Annotated in this window: 18 protein-coding genes and 1 pseudogene; 14 read left to right on the plus strand and 5 right to left on the minus strand. The window is 75.3% G+C overall.

All coding sequences use genetic code 11. The annotated features are described in order from the left end of the window. Positions 1–101: 101 nt before the first annotated feature. From C2142_RS08340 to C2142_RS08365, 6 genes and pseudogenes are all read left to right on the plus strand, one after another. On the plus strand, positions 102–1,469 hold the full coding sequence (locus tag C2142_RS08340) for an MFS transporter (protein ID WP_148641806.1): 1,368 nt from the start codon (positions 102–104) through the stop codon (positions 1,467–1,469). Between the two features lie 144 nt (positions 1,470–1,613). Further along, positions 1,614–1,958 carry a type VII secretion target gene (locus C2142_RS08345; RefSeq protein ID WP_148641807.1) on the plus strand — a complete coding sequence of 115 codons (345 nt, stop codon included), beginning with the start codon at positions 1,614–1,616 and terminating at the stop codon, positions 1,956–1,958. Continuing rightward, the gene (locus tag C2142_RS08350; protein WP_153882761.1) at positions 1,955–3,511 is read left to right on the plus strand and encodes a hypothetical protein; all 1,557 of its coding nucleotides are present in this window, start codon (positions 1,955–1,957) and stop codon (positions 3,509–3,511) included. Before C2142_RS08345 ends, C2142_RS08350 begins: the two co-directional genes overlap by 4 nt. Further along, positions 3,508–3,894, plus strand: a complete 387-nt coding sequence (locus C2142_RS08355; protein WP_148641808.1) for a hypothetical protein — start codon at positions 3,508–3,510, stop codon at positions 3,892–3,894. Before C2142_RS08350 ends, C2142_RS08355 begins: the two co-directional genes overlap by 4 nt. 156 nt (positions 3,895–4,050) lie before the next feature. Then, positions 4,051–4,602, plus strand: coding sequence for a GNAT family protein (locus tag C2142_RS08360; protein WP_148641809.1), 552 nt, complete (start codon positions 4,051–4,053; stop codon positions 4,600–4,602). Between the two features lie 105 nt (positions 4,603–4,707). Next, a pseudogene (locus C2142_RS08365) lies at positions 4,708–5,121 on the plus strand (GNAT family N-acetyltransferase); the annotation flags it as partial. A gap of 192 nt (positions 5,122–5,313) precedes the next feature. Here the strand turns inward: C2142_RS08365 and C2142_RS08370 are convergent. Further along, a complete protein-coding gene (locus C2142_RS08370; RefSeq protein ID WP_148641810.1) occupies positions 5,314–6,222 on the minus strand; it encodes a LysR family transcriptional regulator in 909 nt (302 codons plus the stop codon). Positions 6,223–6,293: 71 nt separating this feature from the next. Between C2142_RS08370 and C2142_RS08375 the strand changes: the two genes are divergently transcribed. Then, positions 6,294–6,896, plus strand: a complete 603-nt coding sequence (locus tag C2142_RS08375; RefSeq protein ID WP_148641811.1) for a maleylpyruvate isomerase family mycothiol-dependent enzyme — start codon at positions 6,294–6,296, stop codon at positions 6,894–6,896. A gap of 40 nt (positions 6,897–6,936) precedes the next feature. Here C2142_RS08375 and C2142_RS08380 read toward each other — a convergent pair whose 3' ends face one another. The 3 genes from C2142_RS08380 to C2142_RS08390 form a co-directional block, all read right to left on the minus strand. Next, complete coding sequence (locus C2142_RS08380) at positions 6,937–7,734, minus strand: formylglycine-generating enzyme family protein (RefSeq protein WP_148641812.1); 798 nt, start codon at positions 7,732–7,734, stop codon at positions 6,937–6,939. Positions 7,735–7,929: 195 nt separating this feature from the next. Continuing rightward, positions 7,930–8,331 (minus strand): VOC family protein, encoded by a 402-nt coding sequence (locus tag C2142_RS08385; protein WP_148641813.1) that lies wholly within the window; start codon positions 8,329–8,331, stop codon positions 7,930–7,932. Positions 8,332–8,365: 34 nt separating this feature from the next. Beyond that, a complete protein-coding gene (locus C2142_RS08390) occupies positions 8,366–9,250 on the minus strand; it encodes a (2Fe-2S)-binding protein (RefSeq protein ID WP_148641814.1) in 885 nt (294 codons plus the stop codon). A gap of 327 nt (positions 9,251–9,577) precedes the next feature. On the opposite strand from C2142_RS08390, the gene C2142_RS08395 reads away from it, so the two are divergent. From C2142_RS08395 to C2142_RS08425, 7 genes are all read left to right on the plus strand, one after another. Next, a complete protein-coding gene (locus C2142_RS08395; RefSeq protein ID WP_277347326.1) occupies positions 9,578–10,147 on the plus strand; it encodes an ABC transporter substrate-binding protein in 570 nt (189 codons plus the stop codon). 100 nt (positions 10,148–10,247) lie between these two features. Continuing rightward, on the plus strand, positions 10,248–11,501 hold the full coding sequence (locus C2142_RS08400; protein ID WP_148641816.1) for an ATP-grasp domain-containing protein: 1,254 nt from the start codon (positions 10,248–10,250) through the stop codon (positions 11,499–11,501). Further along, positions 11,498–13,270 carry an IucA/IucC family protein gene (locus tag C2142_RS08405; protein ID WP_241002449.1) on the plus strand — a complete coding sequence of 591 codons (1,773 nt, stop codon included), beginning with the start codon at positions 11,498–11,500 and terminating at the stop codon, positions 13,268–13,270. The genes C2142_RS08400 and C2142_RS08405 overlap by 4 nt, the downstream gene beginning before the upstream one ends. Further along, a complete protein-coding gene (locus C2142_RS39535; protein ID WP_241002450.1) occupies positions 13,267–13,632 on the plus strand; it encodes a hypothetical protein in 366 nt (121 codons plus the stop codon). Before C2142_RS08405 ends, C2142_RS39535 begins: the two co-directional genes overlap by 4 nt. Next, positions 13,629–15,344: an IucA/IucC family protein gene (locus tag C2142_RS08415; RefSeq protein WP_148641817.1), complete on the plus strand. Its 1,716-nt coding sequence runs from the start codon at positions 13,629–13,631 to the stop codon at positions 15,342–15,344. Before C2142_RS39535 ends, C2142_RS08415 begins: the two co-directional genes overlap by 4 nt. Positions 15,345–15,458: 114 nt before the next feature. Beyond that, positions 15,459–16,676, plus strand: coding sequence for a type III PLP-dependent enzyme (locus C2142_RS08420; protein ID WP_148641818.1), 1,218 nt, complete (start codon positions 15,459–15,461; stop codon positions 16,674–16,676). Between the two features lie 227 nt (positions 16,677–16,903). Continuing rightward, a complete protein-coding gene (locus tag C2142_RS08425; protein WP_148642275.1) occupies positions 16,904–17,701 on the plus strand; it encodes an inositol monophosphatase family protein in 798 nt (265 codons plus the stop codon). A 65-nt stretch (positions 17,702–17,766) separates the two neighbouring features. Here C2142_RS08425 and C2142_RS08430 read toward each other — a convergent pair whose 3' ends face one another. Then, a complete protein-coding gene (locus C2142_RS08430; RefSeq protein ID WP_241002451.1) occupies positions 17,767–18,954 on the minus strand; it encodes a cytochrome P450 in 1,188 nt (395 codons plus the stop codon). Positions 18,955–19,158: the final 204 nt, after the last annotated feature.

Genomic DNA, 19,158 nt, shown 5'->3' on the forward strand with positions numbered 1-19,158 from the left:
CGGGCCGTACGGTCGGAGCTCACCCGCGGGCCGCAGTCACCAGGCCGGGCCGGTGGTGGGAGGCGGGCGCCCACCCCGGCTCCGTGTGGGGGCTCAGCAGGATGTCCGTAGTCACGAAGTTCCGCTCGGCGGCGCAGCTGACGGGTGGTGAAGTGCTGGTCTGGTCGCTGCTGGGCCGGCTGCCGAACGCGATGTGCCCGATCGGCACGCTGCTGCTGGTCACCCGGAACACCGGCAGCGTCTGGCGCGGCTCGGTGGTCGCCGGGGCGCTGGCCGTCGGACAGGCGGTCGGCGGTCCGCTGGTCGGCCGGCTCGCGGACCGGCGCGGGCAGCGGACGGTCGGGCTGGCCGCGGCGGCCGTCAACGCGGTGGCGATCCTCGCCCTGGTCGCCGCCTCCGAGGCGGGGCTCCCGTCGGCCTGGCAGATCGCACCGGCCGCGCTGATCGGCCTCTCCGTCCCCCTGGTGGGCCCGCTCTCGCGCAGCCGCTGGGTGCGGCTGGCCGGCGGGGACGCGGGGCTGACCTCCTCGATGCTCTCGCTCGACGGCATCGTGGACGAGGTCAGCTTCACCACCGGTCCCGCGCTGGTCGGCCTGCTCGCCACGCTGGTCTCCCCCGCGGCCGGCCTGCTGACGGCGGCCGCACTGACCGGCGTCTGCGCCACCCTCTTCGCACTGCACCCGACCCCCACCCGCGCGGGCTCCGGCACCGGCGCACAGGTGCGCGCCCCCGGGCGGCTGCTGAACGCGCCCTACGTCCTGCTGCTGGCCGGGATGGCGCTGCTGGGCGCCTGCTTCGGCTCGGTGCAGGTCGGGGTGACGGCCACCACGGACGCCCTCGGGCAGCCGGGCGCGGCGGGGCTGATCTACGGGTTCATGGGCTTCACCAGCGCCTTCGCGGGGATCGCCACCGCCGCCCTGCCCGCCCGCTGGGAGCTGCCGCTGCGCCTGCGGGCGGGGACCGTCCTGCTCTGCGCCGCGTCCGTCCTGCTGCTCTTCGCGGGCGGCGGCGTGGCCACCCTGGCCGCCGCGATCGGGTGCCTCGGCGTGGCGGTCGCCCCGCAGATGATCACCATGTTCGGGCTCGTGGAGCGGACGGTGCCCTCCGCCCGGCTGGGCGAGGCGATGGCGGCGCTGGTCAGCGCGATCATCCTGGCCCAGTCGGCGGGGACGTTCCTCGGCGGCTGGGCGGCCGACCACGTCGGGCCCACCGCGCCGTTCCGGATCACCGTCGCCGCCGCGGCGGCCGCCCTGCTGCTCGCCGCGTTCACCGCGACCGGCCGCCGCTACCGCCGCCGGGGCGGAGCGTCGCCGGACAGCCCGTCAGGGGGCGCTCCGGGCAGCGCACCGGTCCCCGGACCGATTCCCAAGAACACCCCAAGCACCGGGGCGGATTCCCCGGAGAAAGCGGAGCCCGGGCGTCGGCGGCGTGAAGGGAACGAGGAGCCCGTGCAGCCCTCGCGGGCGTAACACCCCCGCCCCTGCCACACGTTAGGCTCTGCCCCCGATGTCCGCGCCGCACCACACGGCGCGGGCATCGAGCCATTCGGACGGACGGACCGACTGACGTACCGGCAGACGTGAAGACGTCCCGGGGACGGGGGAACGGGAACCATGAGCGGCGGGACAAACACGGCACCCGGAGCAGGGGCGGCGGGCGGGTACGGCGTCAGCCTGGCCGGCCTGAGCGGCGTCGGCGACCAGCTGGGCAAGACGGCGACCGACATCGCGGCGGCCAAGGCCGCCTACGCCGGCTCGGTCTGCTACGCGTCGACGGCGTTCGGCGAGTTCGGCATGGACCAGGCCTGGGCCGCCTTCGACACGGCGTGGTCGAAGGAGATCACCGTCACCCAGCGCGCCCTCGACGAGCTGTCGCAGAAGATGTCGGCCACGACGCAGAACTACCGCAACGCGGAGAAGGCCGTCACCGCCTCGCTGGTGCCGGCGGGTGGCCGGTGAGCAAGGTCAAGGATCTGGAACACGCCCAGCACAGCATCGAGCAGCTGGAGTTCATGTTCGCCAACCTGCACCTGCTGCAGGGGATCAACGAGGCGCTGGCCGTGCCGGAGCCGGTCGGCGACCCGGGCGCCGTCCGGGCGCGGGCGAAGGACTACGCGCAGGCCGCCGCCTCCTTCGGCCAGGCCTCGCAGGACCTCGCGGGCATCGCCACCAACCAGCTCCCCGCGGTCTGGACGGGTTCGGTGGCCGAGCACGCCACCCAGGCGATCCACGCGATGTCGGCCGAGACCATCACCTCCAAGGAGACCCTGGCCGAGGCGGCCGGGCTGCTGGACGCCTGGGCCAACGAGCTGGAGTGGGCGAAGCGGACCGACGCCGACGGCTGCCGCCAGCTGAAGGACGCCGGGGATCGGGTCAAGGACGATCTCGGCGGCTTCGACGCCGACGCCCGCGCCACGGCGCTGTCCGGCGTCGGCGCCCGCCTGGCGGCCGCCCGCCGGGCCGAGAGCTCCGGCACCAGCACCGCGAGCAAGCTGAACCAGCTGACCTCCAAGGCCCGCGCCTCGCGCGCCGGCGAGGGCTCGCTCGACCCACTGGCGGCCGTGGTGCTGGCCACCGAGAAGAACCCGGGCGCGGGCGAGGACGACGGCTACATCCTGACGCCGGGCCAGCTCGACCGCGCCACCCAGACCCTCGGCGTGATGACCGGGGCCGACCAGGCGGCCTTCCGCGCCCTGCTGTCCGGCGCCAAGTCCCCCGAGGAGGCCGCCTACCTCTGGAAGGCGCTGGCGGCCGGCCACTCGGTGGCCGACATCCAGAAGTTCGACGCCGGAATCCACCCGCACGGTGACGACCCGGCCTGGCTCGCCCAGCACCTGGTGCCCGCGACCAGCACCAAGGACATCAACCGCGAGTCCTCGGACAACATCGACCTCACCTACCAGGGCCAGCAGGTCAACATCGACGGCTACGGCGTCTACTCGCAGCGCGACGTCAGCGACTGCGTGGCCGCGTCGACCGTGATCGCCCAGGCCAAGCTGGACCCGCTGCTGATGTACCAGCTCACCACCGGCGGCACGCCCGACGAACCCGGCGCGGACTCCGCGCAGAACTTCGAGCAGCGGCTGCAGAAGACCTACGTGGACGAGTACATCGCGGGCCAGAAGGCCGACGGCCGGAAGACCTACCCCGAGGAGGACAGCGGTCTCGGTCCCAAGGCCCAGACCTACCTGGCCGACAAGGACCTCGGCAAGGCCACCGGCGCCGACTACGAGCACGTGGAGCTGAAGAGCGACGCGGACCGGCGGGCGGCGCTGGCCCGGATCGAGAAGTCGGTGGACGAGGGCCTGCCCGTCCCGATCAGCGTCCGCAACGAGGACGAGGGCCACCAGATGATGATCATCGGCCGGGACGGCGACAAGCTCCAGATCTACAACCCCTGGGGCTTCACCTCCTGGGTGACCGAGGACCAGTTCGTCAACAGCCAGCTCGGCGGACTGACCCCCGGCGAACACCCCCTGAACAAGTCGACCGCCCTGGAGCTGCCGAAATGACCACCGTCCGGCCGGACGCCGAACTGGCTGACCTCGACGTGCCCGCCGCCATCACCCGCGGCCTGCTGCTCGACGGCGGCCCGCGCCAGGCCCTGTTCACCGAGGCCGCCATCGCCGCCGCGCACCGCGCCGAGGCGGCGGGCGTCGGCCCGTACCCGCTGGGCTTCCTCGCCCGGCACGTCCGGGCCGGCGGTTTCGCGGCCGCCCTCGCGCTGCCCGAGCCGGTGATCGGGCTGCCCGGTCGCGCGCTGGTCCGCGACTGGCTCCAGGCCGCTGCGGCGAGCGGCGCCGATGTGGCGCGCGAGCACCTGTTCGCGCGCTGGCTGGCGGAGGTCTCCGCACTGCTCGCGATCCGGCGCGACCTGCGGGAGTTGGACGACTGAGCGGCCGTCCGGTGCCGCGGCCTCCCGGGGCCCGGGCCCGGACCGGGGCGGCGGTGGGCCCGGGCGGGGGCGGCAGGCCCGGGCCTTGGCGGCGGGCGTTGCGGCGGGAGGTTCGCAGGCCGCCTGCCGGCGGGCCTGCCGCCCTATGATCTGTTCATGATCGAAGGAACGCGGGTGAGACTGCGCGCGCTGCGCGCCGAGGACGCGGAGCACCATCTCCGGTGGCGCAACGACCCGGAGGTGGTCCGCCTGGCTTCCGCCGGGGACCCGTGCTTCGGGCCGGTCACGGCCGAGGCGGTCGGGATCGCGTTCGACACCATGCTGCGACTGGTCCCGCGGGAAGCGGCCGTGCTCACCGTCGAGGAGTCGGCGACCGGGCGCGTCATCGGCGTGACCGACTACCGCGGCCTCGACCCGTACCTCGGGGTCGCCACGCTCGGGATCACCATCGGCGAACGGGAGTTCTGGGGCCGGGGGCACGGGTCGGAGGCGCTGCGGCTGCTGGTGGACCACCTGTTCGGCGCGTACGGACTGCACCGGCTGGAGCTGGACACCTGGAGCGGCAACGAGCGCGCCGCCCGGGCCTTCGTCCGGCTCGGCTTCCGGGAGGAGGGCCGCCGCCGGTCGGCCGCCCTGGTGGGCGGAGTCCGCTACGACCGGGTGCTGTTCGGCCTGCTCCGGGAGGAGTGGGCCGCGGCGAGGCCGTAGGCACGGGGCCGGCCGGAGGGTACCTGCCACCGCCCGGCGCCGGGTTTCCGCTCCGGCACCGGGTTTCCGCTCCGGCGCCCGCGTCCCTGCGCCAGACTGGCCCGCATGGTGGTTCTCCGCGTCCTCACGACCGACGACTGGCCGCTGTGGCGGGACGCCCGGCTCGCCGCCCTCGCCGAGGCGCCGTACGCCTTCAAGGCCCGGCTCGCGGACTGGGAGCACGGCGGTGAGCGACAGTGGCGCGAGCGCCTGGCGATGCCCGGCGCGTTCCACGTCGTCGCCCTGCTGGACGGCCGGCCGGCGGGCCTGGCCGGGGGCGTGCCCGGGGCCGACGGCGTGCCGCAGCTGCGGTCGGTCTGGGTCGGCCCCGAGGTGCGGGGGCGCGGGGTCGCGGACCGGCTGGTCGCGGCGGTCGAGGGGTGGGCGCGGCGGACGGGCGCCGCGGTGTTGCAGCTCGCGGTGGTTCCGGGCAACGAGGCCGCCGTCGCGCTCTACCGTCGCCACGGGTTCGTCGCCACGGAGCCGCTGCCCGACGGCGCCCGGCCGGGAGCTGCTGATGGCCAAGCCGCTGCGCTGACCGCGCCTCCCCGCGCTCCCGGGCCTCGGCCCGCCGGAACCGGCCGGACGGGCCGCACACGGGCCGGACGGGCCCGCCCCGCGCGGGGAGCGCCGGCGGGGCCCGGGTCGGCGAGGGCCCGGGTCGGCGGGCGGTCAACCCGGCCGCACCGCCGGGTACGCGCTCCGCAGCCTGGCCAGCAGTTCCCGCGCGGCCGGCCGCTGCGGGCCGTCCGCCTGCCAGGCGAGGGCGATGCGGCCACGGGCCTCGGGGTCGGCGAGCCGCCGGGTGCCGAGGCCGAGGACGGCGGCGTACTCGGAGGGGACCTCCGGAAGGACGGCCACGCCCAGTCCCCGGGCGGCGAGTTGGGCCAGCAGCGGCGGCGAGGAGGCCTCGAAGGCGATGCGCGGCCGGACACCGGCCCGCGCGCAGGCGTGTTCGAGGGTGGCGCGCAGACCGGTGCCGCGCGGGAGGCTGATCAGGGGACGGTCGGCGAGGGCGGCGACCGGAAGGGGGTCGGCGGCGAGGAAGGGGTCGCCGACGGTGGTGGCGGCCACCAGCGGGGTGTCCACCACCACCTGGAAGGCGATGCCCGGCGGGGGCTCCTGCTCCGCCACCCCGACGATCGCGATGTCCAGCTCCCCGCGGCGCAGGGCGGCGAGCATCTGCTCGGAGCCGGACTCGCTCAGCGAGATCTCGACGCCGGGGTGGTCGCGGTGGAAGCCCGCGAGCAGTTCGGCGACCGCGAACTCCTCCGTCGCCGCGCCCGACACCAGCCCGATCGCCACCTGCCCGCGCACCAGTCCCGCGTACTCGTCGGCGGTCTGCCGGATTCCCTCGACCGCCGCGAGGGCCGCCCGGACGTACGGGAGGACGGCCTCGCCGAGCTCGGTCGTGGTCACCGTCCGGCCCGAGCGGTCGAGCAGCCGATGGCCCAACTCGCGTTCCAGCTGGAGGATCTGGGCACTCACTCCCGGCTGGGCGAGGTGCAGGCGCGCCGCGGCCCGGGTGAAGTTGGCCTCCTCGACCACGGCGGCCAGGTACTGCAACTGGCGAAGCTCCATAACCACCGATTCTAGTGATCAGAACAACCAGCTCTTGGACTTATGACGCCGGCCCGGGCAGGCTGACGATCATGGGAAGCAGCACCGCATCGACCGTCCGGGCCGCCATCGCCGCAGAGCGTCGCGAGCTGGCCGACGTCCTCGACGGCCTCACCGACGCCCAGTGGGACGCCCCCTCGCTCTGCGCCGGCTGGCGCGTGCGCGAGGTGGCCGCGCACATGAGCACGGGGTTCCGCCACTCGCTGCCCCGCACCGCGCTCGAACTCGCCCGCGCACGCGGCAGCCTGCACCGGATGACGGACCGCACCGCCCGGCGTGACGCCGCGGCCCTCGGACCACGCGAACTCGCCGACGCCCTGCGGGAGAACGCCGACCACCCGTGGACGCCGCCGGTCGGCGGGTTCACCGCCGCACTCGGGCACGACGTCGTCCACGGCCTGGACATCACCGTCCCGCTCGGCCTGGACCGCCGGGTACCCGCCGACCGCCTGCGCCTCCTCCTGGACGCCGTCACCCCTCGCAGCCTCCGGTTCTTCGGCGCGCGGCTGGACGGTGCCGGGCTGCGCGCCACCGACCTCGACTGGTCCTACGCCGGTGATAGCGGCGGCCGCACGGTGGCCCGGCCGGCGCAGGAACTGCTGCTGCTCGCCTACGGGCGGACGCTCTCCGGCTGACCGGGCGTCGGGCCCCGGGGGCCGAACCGCCCGCCGATCGTCACAGTGCCAGCACCGGGCGGACGGAGAGGTCCTGGAACAGGCCCTCCCCCTCCGGGCCGTGGAAGAGCTCGGCCGTGTACGGGTTGCGGTTGGCGGTGGCCAGCGGGAGCCAGGCCAGCAGGCGGCCGTAGCCGCCGCAGACCGACTCGCCGCCGTCGCCGCCGTGGACCGCCGTCACGTCACTGCTCAGCTCGGTGCGGTAGGTGTCGTAGGCGATGCGCAGACCGAAGGCGTTCGGCTGCCGGTGCGGCCCGTCGGCGTCCCCGTACGGGATGCGGTCGAGCGGGCACTCGTCGCCCCAGCGGAAGAGGGTGCCGGCGCCGGCGCCGCAGGCGTGCTCCCACTCGTCCGCGCTCGGCAGCCGCAGGCCACGGGCGGCGAGGACGGCCGGCATGTCGGCGGGCGGCTCGGTCAGCTCCTCGTCCTGCACGGCCATCAACACGGTCGGGAGGGTCACGGTGCGGCGCGGGCTCAGCACTTGGGCGAGGTGGGCGCGCAGGTCGGGGCCGAGACCGAAGCCCTCGGCCTCGCTCTCCGCGTAGTCGGCGGCCTGCTCGGGCGTGGGCTGCCAGGCCTCCAGGTCGAAGCCGAGCACCAGCCGCCCGCCCGGTACCAGCGCGAACTCCTGGCCGCCGCGGTCCAATCGGACGCGGTGCAGCCGCGCGCCGAGGTGGTCGACGGCCTCCACGGCGATGACCCGGCCGCCCACGGCGTCCGCCACCGCCCGGGCGGTGGCGTGGGCGGCGGGGAGGTCGTAGGAACGCCACCGGTCGAGGCTGAGGTCGGCGAGGGACATGGCGGCAGTCTGGCACGGGCGGGTGACAACGCCTCGCCGCGGACCGGTGAAGCCCCCGCCCGGCGGCCCTCCCCCGCCACGACGGGCGGGTGTGGTCGGGTGGTCCGCACCGTCGAGGGCTCCGTTGATCGCGAGCACCGGAACGGTGATCCCGGCCGCGCGGGCCCGGGTGGCGTTGGCGGAACGACCGGGCGGTCAGGACGTCCAGGTCCGGGTGCAGAGCACCAGGCGGTAGCCGTCCGGGTCGGCGACGGTGACGCCGAACTCGTCCCAGTACGGGTTGTGGGCGGTCACGCGGGTGCCGCCGGCGGCCTCCAGGCGGGCGACCAGGGCCTCGTTCACGGGCGCGCCCAGGTAGAGGACGAAGAGGTCGTCGACGGTCGGGGTCGGGTCGAGGGGGTGCTCGGGGTCGCGGGTCAGCTCGAAGTGCCAACTGCCGCCGGGGATACCGACCATGACGAGGTCGTGCTCGGCGGGGACGCGCTCGGCGGAGCGCCAGAGAACGGAGAGGCCGAGGCCGTCGACGTAGAAGCGCTCGGCGGCGGCGAGGTCCCGGGAGGGGCGGGCGACGCGGACGTGCGTAGTGGAGTCGATCATGTGGCGAGCGTACCGGTGAGCACCCGAGCGGGCGTCAGAGCCGCCGCAGGCGCTCCTCGTCGGGCGTCCGGGGGCAGGTGATGCAGGCGGAGTCCGGGCGGATCGCGTAGTAGAGGCAGCAGCCGAGGCGGGTCCGGGTGGGGTGGCTGCGGCCGTCCGCGCCGTGCAGGGTCCGGAAGGCGGCGGCGCCGACGAGGGGTTCGGTCCCGCCGGGCAGAACGGCCTCGGCGGCGGCGACGGCCCCGGCCACCCCGGCCGGCTCGGCCGCCCCGGCGGGCAGCGACGATCCGTCGGGCTGTGACGATCCGCCGGAGCGCTCGTCGAGCATCCGGCCGAGGTACCAGACCGCGGAGGCCAGATCGTCCGTGACCATGCCCCAGAGCGCCCGGGTGCCGCGCCGGGTGGGCCCGGCGAACGCGGCGAGCAGCGGCTCGACGTGCGCCACGACCGCGGCGCGCAGCTCGGCGCGGAGCTCGTCGTCGCCGGGAAGGCTCACGTGGGCCCGCGGGCGGAGCGCGAGGTCGCCGGTGGGGGCGTGCAGCCAGAGGTCCGCCGCATCGATCACGGGGACCCGGCGGGCGAGGTGCCAGGGGCCGGCGATCAGGACGGACACCGACCAGAGGTAGTGGTGCAGCAGCCGGGAGGCGGCGACGTGCGGGCGCGGGGCGGTGCCGTGTTCGGCGGCGACCGGGGCGATCCGGGCGGCCTCGCCGACCAGCGCCGCCTCCAGGGCCGCCGGGTCGGCGGCCAACTCGGCGGCGGAGTACCAGCCCTGGGCGCGCGACGGGGACGGCTCGCCGTCCGCGAGCAGGGCGAGCCGGAGGACGGGACAGAGCTCCGACAGCAGCCGGTAGTCCGCATGGAGGGGGGAGGCGTCCCGGCGCGCGGCGGGCATGGGTGTGGCGGTTCCCGAGATCATCGGCACTCCCGAGCTCGAATTAGGTGAGGCTCACCTTATAGGCACTCAGCGGTCGGTTCGCACGCGGGCGACGCCCGGGCGCAGTCGCTCCGGACGCGGCCAACGCCCGGGCACAGTCGGTCCGGACGCGGACAACGCCCAGGTGGGGACGGTCCGGGCCGAGCCGGGACAGAAGGGGCAAGGCTTGACAAATTTAGGGTTGCCTAACCTACTATCTCGCCTCGTGCTGACAACCGATCCGCCGGCCGCCCCGGCCCCGGCGGCGCCCCCGCCCTCCGTGGCGCGGCGGCCCCTACTGCCGGCCGCCGGAGTCGGCGTGCTCCTGCTCTGCGTCGCACCAACGCCATCGCGCCGACCGTCCTCGCCGAGACCACCGGGTTCCCCTGGAAGGAGAACCCCGCCCTCTACGCGCAGGCGCTCGGCAAGGAGGCCGAGGCCAAGAAGGCGCCGGCTGACCACGCGGCCCACGCCGCGAAGCTCGGCGAGGCGATCAGGGCCAAGTCCGGCGGCACCGCGCCGACCGCGTCGGTGGTCCGCTTCGTGGCCGGCCCGACCCGGCTCTACCAGAAGCAGTCCTTCAGCGGTGTCGTGCTGAAGGACGTCGGCCTGGGCCGCCCGGCCTCGCAGGACGTCGACAAGTCGATGCTGGAGGTCAGCGCCGAGCAGATCGACCAGGCCGACGCCGGCCTGGTCTTCGTCACCGTCGCCGACGACCCGACCAGGACCAAGCGGAGCGAGGTCCAGGGCACCCCGGTCCGGCAGGGCCTGAACGCCGTCAGGAACAGCAAGGTGTTCAATGTGCCGGACGAGACCTGGATGTCCGGCACCGGCGTCCAGGCCGCCGACGCCATGCTCGGCGACATCGCCAAGGCCGCCGGCGTCGACGCGCCCAAGTAGCGGCCGCCCGCGTGGGTGTGTGCGGGACGGGACCGCCCCGGCCCGTCCCGCACACACCCACGCGGAACTCCCCCACCACACGGAGAGGACCAGCGCCGACATGCGGCTCTACCTGCTCGCCCTCAACCCCACCGACTCGGTCACCCAGGGGTTCCTGCCGGCCGCCGCCCGGCTCGGGCTCGACGTCACCGTGCTCACCGACCACGCCGAACCGCACCGACGCGCCTACGCCGGACTGGACTTCGCCCCTCAGGTGGTGGAGTGCGAGGTGCACGACTTCCGCGAGGTGATCGGAGTCGTGTCCCGGCACCGGGAGCGCGACGCCGCGACGGCGCAGGCGGCTGCGCGAACCGCCGGCTTCGCGCTCTTCAGCAACAGTGACCACCTGCAGACCCAGACCGCCCTGGCCGCCGAGTACTTCGGGCTGCCGGCCAAGGACTGGAAGGCCACCCTGCGGGCCAAGAACAAGGGCGAGCTCCGCCGCCACCTGGCCTCGGCGGGCGCCGACGCCGTCCGCTCGGCCGAGCTCGGTCCCGGCCAGGACCCCTCCGTACTGCGGGAGTCGGGCCTGCCGTTCCCGGTCGTGGTGAAACCGCGCGAGGGCGTCGCCAGCGAGGACGTCTCGCTGGCCGCCGACGCGGCCGAACTGGAGCAGCGCTGCAAGGAGATCCAGCACCGCCGGCCCGGAGCCGCCCTGGTCGTCGAGGAGTTCCTGGACGGGCCGTTGTGCACCCTGGAGACGCTCGGCGACGGGCGGCGGCGCCACGTCCTCGGCGGCTTCCGGACCAGGCTCTCCCCACCGCCGCACTTCATCGAGGAGATGCTGGAGTTCGTCCCCGCCCACCCGGCCGCGGTGGTGGCGCAGGTCCTCGCCCAGCTCGACGCGACCGGCGTCGGCCTCGGCGCCTGCCACACCGAGTTCGTCGTCCAGCCGGACGGCCGGGCCCGGATCATCGAGGTCAACTACCGCGCCATCGGCGACCAGTGCGACCTGATGCTCGCCGAGATCCTCGGCATTGCGCTCTTCGAGCACATCCTCTCCGTCCACCTCGGCCGCGAACTCCCCGCCGACCTCGGCGAGCGGTGCGCCGCCGCGCCGCTGCGCGCCCGCAACGAGCCGGTCTGCGCCGACCGGGCCGGCACCCTCACCGCCGCGCCCGGACCGTACGACGAGGAACGCGACGGCGTGCGGCTCGCCTACCGGCCGCTGCGCCCGCTCGGCGAACGGCACGAGCACTACCGCACCAACCGGGACTACCTGGGCGTGATCTGGGCCGTCGGGCCCGAGCAGGCCGCCGTGGACGCCGCCGTCGCCCGCTTCGTCGCGGCCAACCGCTGGGAGATCACGCCGTGAACGCCGCCCCCGTACCCCCCGCCGACGCGCTGACCCTGCGCGTCCTCTCCGCCCTGGTGCGCGAGGACGTCCTCGGGCTGCGCACCCGCGGCGCCGTCGAGGAACGCGCGGACGGCCCCTGGCTCGTCCTCGCCGACGCCGGGGTCGCGCTGCCCGTCACCGCCGACGGCTTCCAGAGCGAGTACGCGGCCAGGCTGCCGCTGCTGGAGGCCGACGGCACCGGGCTCACCGACCCGGAACAGGCCGTGGCCGCCCTGGCCGGCCGCGCCGAGCCCGCGGACCGGCCCGGCTGGGCGGCCTTCGCCGAGGAGTGCCGGCAGACCCTCGCCACCATGGAGCTGCACGAACGCGTCCGGGGCGAGGTACACACCGCGCTCACCGACCTGTACGGCGCCGATCCGGCGTACTGGGCGGGCCCTGCGGCCGCCCTCGGCCACGACACCCTCGCCGCCCACCTCGACCACCCGGTCTACCCCACCGCGCGCGGCCGTTCCGGCCTCACCGAACCGCAACTGTGCTCCTACGCGCCCGAGTTCCACCCGGCCTTCGAACTGCGCTGGCTCGCCGTCCCGGCCGACCGGCTCAGCACGCACGGCGACCGGCCGCTGCCCAGCTGGTGGCCCACCCCGAGCTGGCTCGGCCTCGACCTGCCGGGCGGCGACGGCGCCTGGGCCACCCTGCCGGTCCACCCGCTGACCATCGGCGAACCGCTCACCGAGGCCCTGCGCGCGAGCGGCCTGGAGGGGCGAGCCGTCCTCGCCGGACGGCCGTACCTGACCGTGCTGCCCACCCTCTCGATGCGGACCGTCGCCGTCGCCGAGGACCCCGTGCACCACCTCAAACTCCCGCTCGCCACCGCCACCCTGGGCCGGCTCAACCGCCGCACGATCAAGCCCGGCACACTGCTCGACGGCGCCGCCGGCCAGCGGCTGGTCGAAGCCGTGCTGGAGCGCGAACCACGCTTCGCCGGCCGGATCCTGCACGCCGACGAACAGAGCTGGGCACACGCCGGCCACGAGCTGCTGGCCGTTCTGCTGCGCCGCCACCCCTCCGGGCTCGACAGGTCCGTCACCGTGCCGCTGGCCGCCCTGCTCGCCCCGGCCCCCGGCGGGCGGCTGGTGATCGACCACCTCGCCGACCGCTTCCACGGCGGCGACCCCGTCGCCCTCTTCGACGCCCTGCTGGAGCTGCTGCTCGACTGGCAGACCACCCTCTTCGGCTACGGCATCGCGCTGGAGTCCCACCAGCAGAACACCTCGCTGGTGCTGGACGAGGACGGCGGACTGCGCCTGCTCTACAAGGACGACGACGGGCCGCGCGTCCACACCACCCGGCTCGCCACCACCCTCGGCGAACTCGCCCCCGCACGCGACGAGTTCGACGACGCCCGGATCTTCTGCGACGACGACCGGCCGCTGACCGACCTGTTCACCACCATCACCGGCCATCTCTGCACCGGCGCCCTGGCGTTCGGCCTCGCCGCCCACGGCCGCGCCGGACTCGACGACCTGCTGACCCTGCTGCGCACGCGGCTGGCCGAGTCGGTCGACCGGATCGGACCGGCCGGCGAACCCCTTCGCGCCGCCCTGCTCGACGCCGAACGACTGCCGGTCAAGGCGATGGTCACGGCCGGCACCCTGCTGACCAAGCAGCGCTCGGGCGCCGCCGACATCAACAAGCACTACACCGACGGCCCCAACTACCTGCTGCCGCAGGCGTCCCCGCCACCGGCGAACGGCCGGCCGGCCGCCTCCCCGGGCGCCCGGTGACCGTCGACGCGCTCGCGCAGCACTCCGGCAGCGGCACCAGCGACCCGCGGAGAACCGGCCGGCGCCAGGTGCACGCGGTGGCCGCCTGCTACTTCGTCGCCTCCTTCGCCGCGCTCGGCCTGGTCTGCCTGTCGGTGCTGGCCGCCGAGGCCGCCCGGGGCCGGGCGCCGGGCCGGATGTTCGGCACCCTCGAATTCGTCTCCAAGGGCGGCGCCGTGGCCGCCGGCGCCGTCGCGGCGCTGGCCGACGGCCGGTTCGGCGCCGCCTCCCCCGTGCTGGCGGGCACCGCCGCCGCACTGCCGGCCGCCGTCGCGGCCGCCGCACTCGCCGTCCCGTCCCGCAAGCGTTGGAGTCGCCGATGACCCACGAACTACCCACCGCCGACCACGCGGTGGCCCACACCCTACTCAACTGCCTGCTGCGCGAGGTCTCCGCGCCCGAGCACCAGACCGCCGTCGCCGACGGCCGCCTGCTGCTCCGCCTGCCCCGGCGCGGCGTCCTGCTCCGGATCGCGCTGCGCCGCACCTCGCTGCTCGGCGCCCACCGCTTCACCGGCCCGGCCGAGGAGGAACGGCCCGGCGGCTGGTCCGAGGTGGACTGGCACGTGCTGGCCGGGTACGTCCGGGACGAGCTGGAGCTGCGCACCGGATCGGTCAACGAGGAGTTCCTGGAGCAGCTGACGTCCAGTCACGACGTGGTCCGCTCGGGGATGGAGGACCGCCCGGCGCCCGGCACGGACCGCTACCTGGAGTCCGAGCAGGCCCTGCTCCTCGGCCACCGGTTCCACCCCGCGCCCAAGTCCCGCTCCGCCGAACGCGGCGACTGGCGGTCGTACGCGCCCGAGTCCCGGGCGGCGTTCCGGCTGCACCACCTGGCCGTCCGCGAGGAGCTGGTCGCCGAGTCCTCGGCGGACCCGGCGGCGACCGCCCTGCTGGACGGACTGCGCGAGGCGCCGGCCGGCTACCGGCTGCTGCCCGCCCACCCCTGGCAGTACCAACTCGTGGCCGGACACCCGCTGTTGCGCGGCGCCCTGGAGAGCGGGGACGTCCTGGACCTCGGCCCCGGCGGCGAACCGTTCACCGCCACCGCCTCGGTCCGCACCCTGTACGGCACGGGCGCGTTCCTGAAGTTCAGCCTCAATGTGCGGATCACCAACTGCCTGCGCAAGAACGCCGCCTACGAGCTGACCGGCGCCGTGGCCCTGACCCGCCTGCTCGGCCCCGTACTCGCCGACCTCGCCGAGCGGTTCCCCGGCGCCGCGATGCTGCGCGAGCCCGCCTTCCGCACACTTTCCCTGCCCGGCGCGGACGGCCGCCCGGACCGCTCGCTCTACGAGGGGTTCGGCCTGATCGTCCGCGAGGGCTTCGCGGACGCGCTGCACCCCGGCGTCACGCCGCTGCTGGCCGCGGCCGTCGCCGACGAGCACCCGACCAGCTCGGCGCACGTCTCGGCGCTGCTCGGGCCGGAGGCGGGCGTGCAGGAGGCCCTGGCCTGGTGGACGGCCTACCTGCGCCTGCTCGTTCCGCCGGTGCTCGCGGCCTACTTCGACCACGGCGTGGTCCTCGAACCGCACCTGCAGAACGTGCTGATCGGCGTGGACGCGGCCGGCCGGCCCGCCCAGGTGCTCTTCCGCGACCTGGAGGGGACCAAGCTCGTCCCCGACCGCAACGCCGCTCTGCTCGCCGCCCTGCCGCCCGAGGTGGCCGGCCCGATGGCCTACGACGCCGAACGCGGCTGGGACCGGGTGGTCTACTGCCTGCTGGTCAACCACGTCGCCGAGCTGCTGGCCGCCCTCGCCGACCGCCACCCGGAGGCGGAGGGCGCGCTCTGGGAGGCCGTCCGGCGCGTCCTGGAGGAGTACGCCGCCGCCCACGGCCGTCCGCCCCGGCTGCGCGCCCTGCTCGCCGGGGTGCCGCTGCCCGCCAAGGCCAACCTGCTGACCCGCTGGGAGCGCCGCCCCGACCGCGAGGCCGGCTACGTCCGGCTGCCGTCCCCGCTCGCCCGCACCGTCCTCGCGGAGGCCGCGCACCTGCCGCCGCAGGGCGCGCGGACGCCGGCCCGGAGCGCCCGGTGAGCCGGCCCCGCCTCCGCCGGAATGCAACGCCGGCCCTCGGCGGCCAACGGACCCGTGTGTCCGACGACTTGGAGTGTCCGATGACCTGGAACAGCCGATGAAGTGGAGCAGTCGATGACCGAGGCCGTCCGCCGGCACGTCGCCGGGCTGGCGCCGGAGGCGCTGCCCGCCTTCGTCCACGACCTCGCGGCGCTGCGCTCGCACGCCGCCGCCGTCAGGGCCGCACTGCCCGCACGCGTCGAGCTCTACTACGCCGCCAAGGCCAACCCCGACGCGCCGCTGCTGACCGCCCTTCGTGACGCGGTCGACGGCTACGAGGTCTCCAGCGGGGGCGAGTTGGCGCACGTCCGGCAGGCCGTGCCGGGGGCGCCGCTGGCCTTCGGCGGGCCGGGCAAGACGCCCGCCGAGATCGTGGCCGCCGTCGACGCCGGGGTGCGCCGCTGGCACGTCGAGAGCGAGCAGGAGCTGCACCGGCTCGCCGCCGTCCTGGCCGACGACCGGCCGCAGGCCTGCGTGGACGTGCTGCTCCGGGTCAACCTGCCGGTGGGCCCGGGCACACTGGACACGGTGGCGCTCGCCATGGGCGGCCGCCCGACCCCGTTCGGCCTCGACCCGGACCGCGCCGAGGCGTGCGCCCGTCTGCTGACCGATCCGCTCGGCCCGTTCGCCCCGCTCCACCGGCGGCTGCGGCTGCGCGGCGTGCACGCCCACCTGGCGAGCGGGCTGGCGGCGGCCGGGCAACTGGCCGTCGCGGAACAGGTCGTCGGCTGGGCGGCCCGGCTGGCGCAGCGGCACGCGTTCAGGCTGGACGAGGTCAACGTGGGCGGCGGCATGGCCGTCGACTACGCCGACCCGCAGGCGCGCTTCGACTGGGCGGCCTTCGGCGCGGGCCTGGCCGGGCTGCTCGACCGGCACCCCGGGCTGACCCTGCGGATCGAGCCGGGCCGCGCCCTGACCGCCTACTGCGGCTGGTACGCCACCGAGGTGCTGGACGTGAAACAGAGCCACGGCGAGGACTTCGCGGTGGTCCGCGGCGGCACCCACCACCTGCGCACCCCGGCCACCCGGGGCCACGACCAGCCCTTCGCCGTACTGCCGGTCGACGCCTGGCCGCACCCCTGGGCGCGGCCGGCGGTCACCACCGGCCGTGCCACCCTGGCCGGCCAGCTCTGCACGCCGAAGGACGTCCTCGCCCGGGCCGCGCCGGCCGCGGACGGCCTCCGGACGGCGGACCGGGTGCTCTTCGCGATGGCGGGCGCGTACGGGTGGAACATCTCGCACCACGACTTCCTGATGCACCCCCGGCCGGGGTTCCACTACCTGGGCGGGTGAGAGCCGGGCCATGACGGCCATGACGGCCCTGGCGGCCCTGGCGGGCCTGGCGGGCCTTCGCGGCCGGCGGCCGTGGGCCTTCGGCTGACAGATTTCGGAATCTGTCAGCCGAAGGTCCGCAGCCCCGGGCCGTCAGCCGCCACTCCCCCGTCCGAGGGGGCTGCCGCAGGTCAGCACCGCACAGGCGTGCGAGAGTGGTAGCCAGCGAAGGGAGCGCGGACGTGCTGATGGACAGGGTGGCGGAGATCCTCGCCGAGGCGTCGGCCGAGGTGGTGGAGCCGCGGTTCCGGGCGCTGGCCGCCGGCGAGGTGATGGAGAAGGCCCCCGGCGAGGTGGTCACCATCGCCGACCGCGAGGCCGAGGTGATCATCGAACGACGGCTGCGCGAGCTCCTGCCCGTCCCGGTCGTCGGCGAGGAGGCCGTCGCCGCGGACCCCGGACTCGCCCGTGCACTGCACTCCGAGCCGGCCGTCTGGCTGGTCGACCCGGTGGACGGCACGGCCAACTTCATCGCCGGCCGCCCCGAGTACGCCGTGATGGCCTCACTGGTGCGCTCCGGGGAGACCGTCGCCGCGTGGATCTGGCAGCCCGAGACCGCCACCTCCTACACCGCCGAGCTGGGATCAGGCGCCTGGCGCAACGGCCACCGCCTCACCCGGACGCCCGCACCCGGCGATCCCGCCGACTGGCGCGGTTCCGTCAAGAGCCGCTTCCTGAGCCCGGACCGGCGCCGGACGCTGGAGGCCAACGCCGCCGCGTTCGGCGAGATCTCCGAGGGCCGGCACGCGGCCGGGATCGAGTACCCGGACATCGCCGAGGGCGCCCTCGACTTCATCCTCTACTGGCGCACCCTGCCCTGGGACCACGCCCCCGGCTCGCTGCTGATCAACGAGGCCGGCGGCCTCTCCGCCCGCCTGGACGGCAGCCGCTACCGGCCGGAGGCGCCGGGCGGCCAGGACGGCCTGCTGGTCGCCGCCGACCCGGAGGCCTGGGAGCGCACCCGCGACATCCTGATCGGCCGGTAGGCCCCAGCGACCGCCCCGGCCCGGCCCGCCCCGACGGCCGGCCGGCCGTCACTGGGCCGCCGGCCTCACCAGAGGACGGGCAGCCGCTCCGGCAGGCGCTTGATGAACCCGGGCCGCCAGGCCAGCTGCTCGACCGGCAGGGCCAGCCGCAGGCCCGGCAGCCGCTCGACCAGCGCCGCGACCGCGATCTCGGCGTGCGTGCGGCCGAGCGCCGAGGCCGGGCAGAAGTGGCGCCCGCCACCGAAGGCCAGGTGCGGGTTGCTCGTCCGGTCGAAGTCGATCCTCTCCGGGTCCGGGAAGACCGCCGGGTCGTAGTTGGCGCCCTCGATCAGGACGAGGACCAGCTCGCCCTCCTTCACCTCCACCTCGCCGAGCCGCACGTCCGCCAGTGCGATCCGCGGCAGTGCGTCGCCGATCGACAGGTTGACCCTCAGCAGCTCGTCCACCGCGCGGCCGATCAGCGCGGGCTCCCGCCGCAGCCGCTCGGCCAGTTCGGGCTGCCGGGCCAGGTAGACGATCGCGTGCAGCAGGAAAGAGGAGGTGGAGACGGCGCCCGCGCCGAACAGCGACAGTGCCACGGTCGCCAGCAACTCGTCACCGACCCGGTCCGAGACGTCGGGCGAGCGGCGCAGTTCGGCGAACCGGCCGAGGAGGCCGTCCTTGGGCTCGGGGTCGGCGTTGAGCCGGTCGAGCATGTAGCCGAGGTCCTTGTACCAGTTGGACGCCGCGCCCTCGAACGGCACCGGGCTGGTGAGGAAGGCGACGTCGATGCCGGCCATCAGCCGCCGCCAGTCGTCGGCGGGGATGCCGAGCAGCCGGCAGTGCAGGGCGGCGGAGTAGGGGTCCGTGAAGCCGTCGCGCAGCTCGCCGGGGGCGCCCCGGTCGACCAGCGTGTCGATGAGCCGGTGCGCCTCCGCCTGCAGCCAGCCGTCCAACTCCTTGTCGGCGCGCGGCGAGAGGGTCTTCATGACGGCGTTGCGCAGACCGGCGCTGTTGACGTTGCCCATGTTGTTGACCACCTCGGGCGGGATGGTCAGCGCGTACTGGCGCGGGACGCCCGGGTTCGCGGTGTCCTTGAGGCTGAACCGCTCGTCCTCCAGCACCTGCTTGGCCAGTTCGTAGCTGCTGACCAGCCACGCGGGGTCGCCTGTCATGGTGCGGACCCGGGCGACGGGCTGCTCCTCGCGCAGCCGCCTCGCCTCCTCGGGCAGGACGTCGCCTCTGCGGGAGAGCGGGAAGGTCAGGTCGGTCACGGGTGTGCTCCAGGTACGGGAGGGCGTCCGGGGAACGCTGGGGGATGGGAAAGGCTGGAGGATGGGGGAACACTGCGGGACGGGGAACGCTGCGGGACGGCAGCGTGGTGGAACGGGAAGGGGCGCGAGAAGCGCTGCGGGAGGGGCAGCGTGGCGGGGAGGGAAGCGCCGCGGGGGGAGCGAATCGCCACTGCGGGCGGGGGC

It is taken from the genome of Streptomyces sp. CB01881 (genome assembly GCF_002953255.1).
Taxonomy (GTDB): Bacteria; Actinomycetota; Actinomycetes; order Streptomycetales; family Streptomycetaceae; genus Kitasatospora.

What these genes read in the sequence shown, in the direction of transcription:
- C2142_RS08340 (WP_148641806.1), top strand. Translation starts at nt 102, where the DNA reads ATGTCCGTAGTCACGAAGTTCCGCTCGGCGGCGCAGCTGACGGGTGGT.
- C2142_RS08345 (WP_148641807.1), top strand. Translation starts at nt 1,614, where the DNA reads ATGAGCGGCGGGACAAACACGGCACCCGGAGCAGGGGCGGCGGGCGGG.
- C2142_RS08355 (WP_148641808.1), top strand. Translation starts at nt 3,508, where the DNA reads ATGACCACCGTCCGGCCGGACGCCGAACTGGCTGACCTCGACGTGCCC.
- C2142_RS08360 (WP_148641809.1), top strand. Translation starts at nt 4,051, where the DNA reads ATGATCGAAGGAACGCGGGTGAGACTGCGCGCGCTGCGCGCCGAGGAC.
- C2142_RS08370 (WP_148641810.1), bottom strand. Translation starts at nt 6,222, where the DNA reads ATGGAGCTTCGCCAGTTGCAGTACCTGGCCGCCGTGGTCGAGGAGGCC.
- C2142_RS08375 (WP_148641811.1), top strand. Translation starts at nt 6,294, where the DNA reads ATGGGAAGCAGCACCGCATCGACCGTCCGGGCCGCCATCGCCGCAGAG.
- C2142_RS08380 (WP_148641812.1), bottom strand. Translation starts at nt 7,734, where the DNA reads ATGTCCCTCGCCGACCTCAGCCTCGACCGGTGGCGTTCCTACGACCTC.
- C2142_RS08385 (WP_148641813.1), bottom strand. Translation starts at nt 8,331, where the DNA reads ATGATCGACTCCACTACGCACGTCCGCGTCGCCCGCCCCTCCCGGGAC.
- C2142_RS08390 (WP_148641814.1), bottom strand. Translation starts at nt 9,250, where the DNA reads ATGATCTCGGGAACCGCCACACCCATGCCCGCCGCGCGCCGGGACGCC.
- C2142_RS08400 (WP_148641816.1), top strand. Translation starts at nt 10,248, where the DNA reads ATGCGGCTCTACCTGCTCGCCCTCAACCCCACCGACTCGGTCACCCAG.
- C2142_RS08415 (WP_148641817.1), top strand. Translation starts at nt 13,629, where the DNA reads ATGACCCACGAACTACCCACCGCCGACCACGCGGTGGCCCACACCCTA.
- C2142_RS08420 (WP_148641818.1), top strand. Translation starts at nt 15,459, where the DNA reads ATGACCGAGGCCGTCCGCCGGCACGTCGCCGGGCTGGCGCCGGAGGCG.
- C2142_RS08425 (WP_148642275.1), top strand. Translation starts at nt 16,904, where the DNA reads ATGGACAGGGTGGCGGAGATCCTCGCCGAGGCGTCGGCCGAGGTGGTG.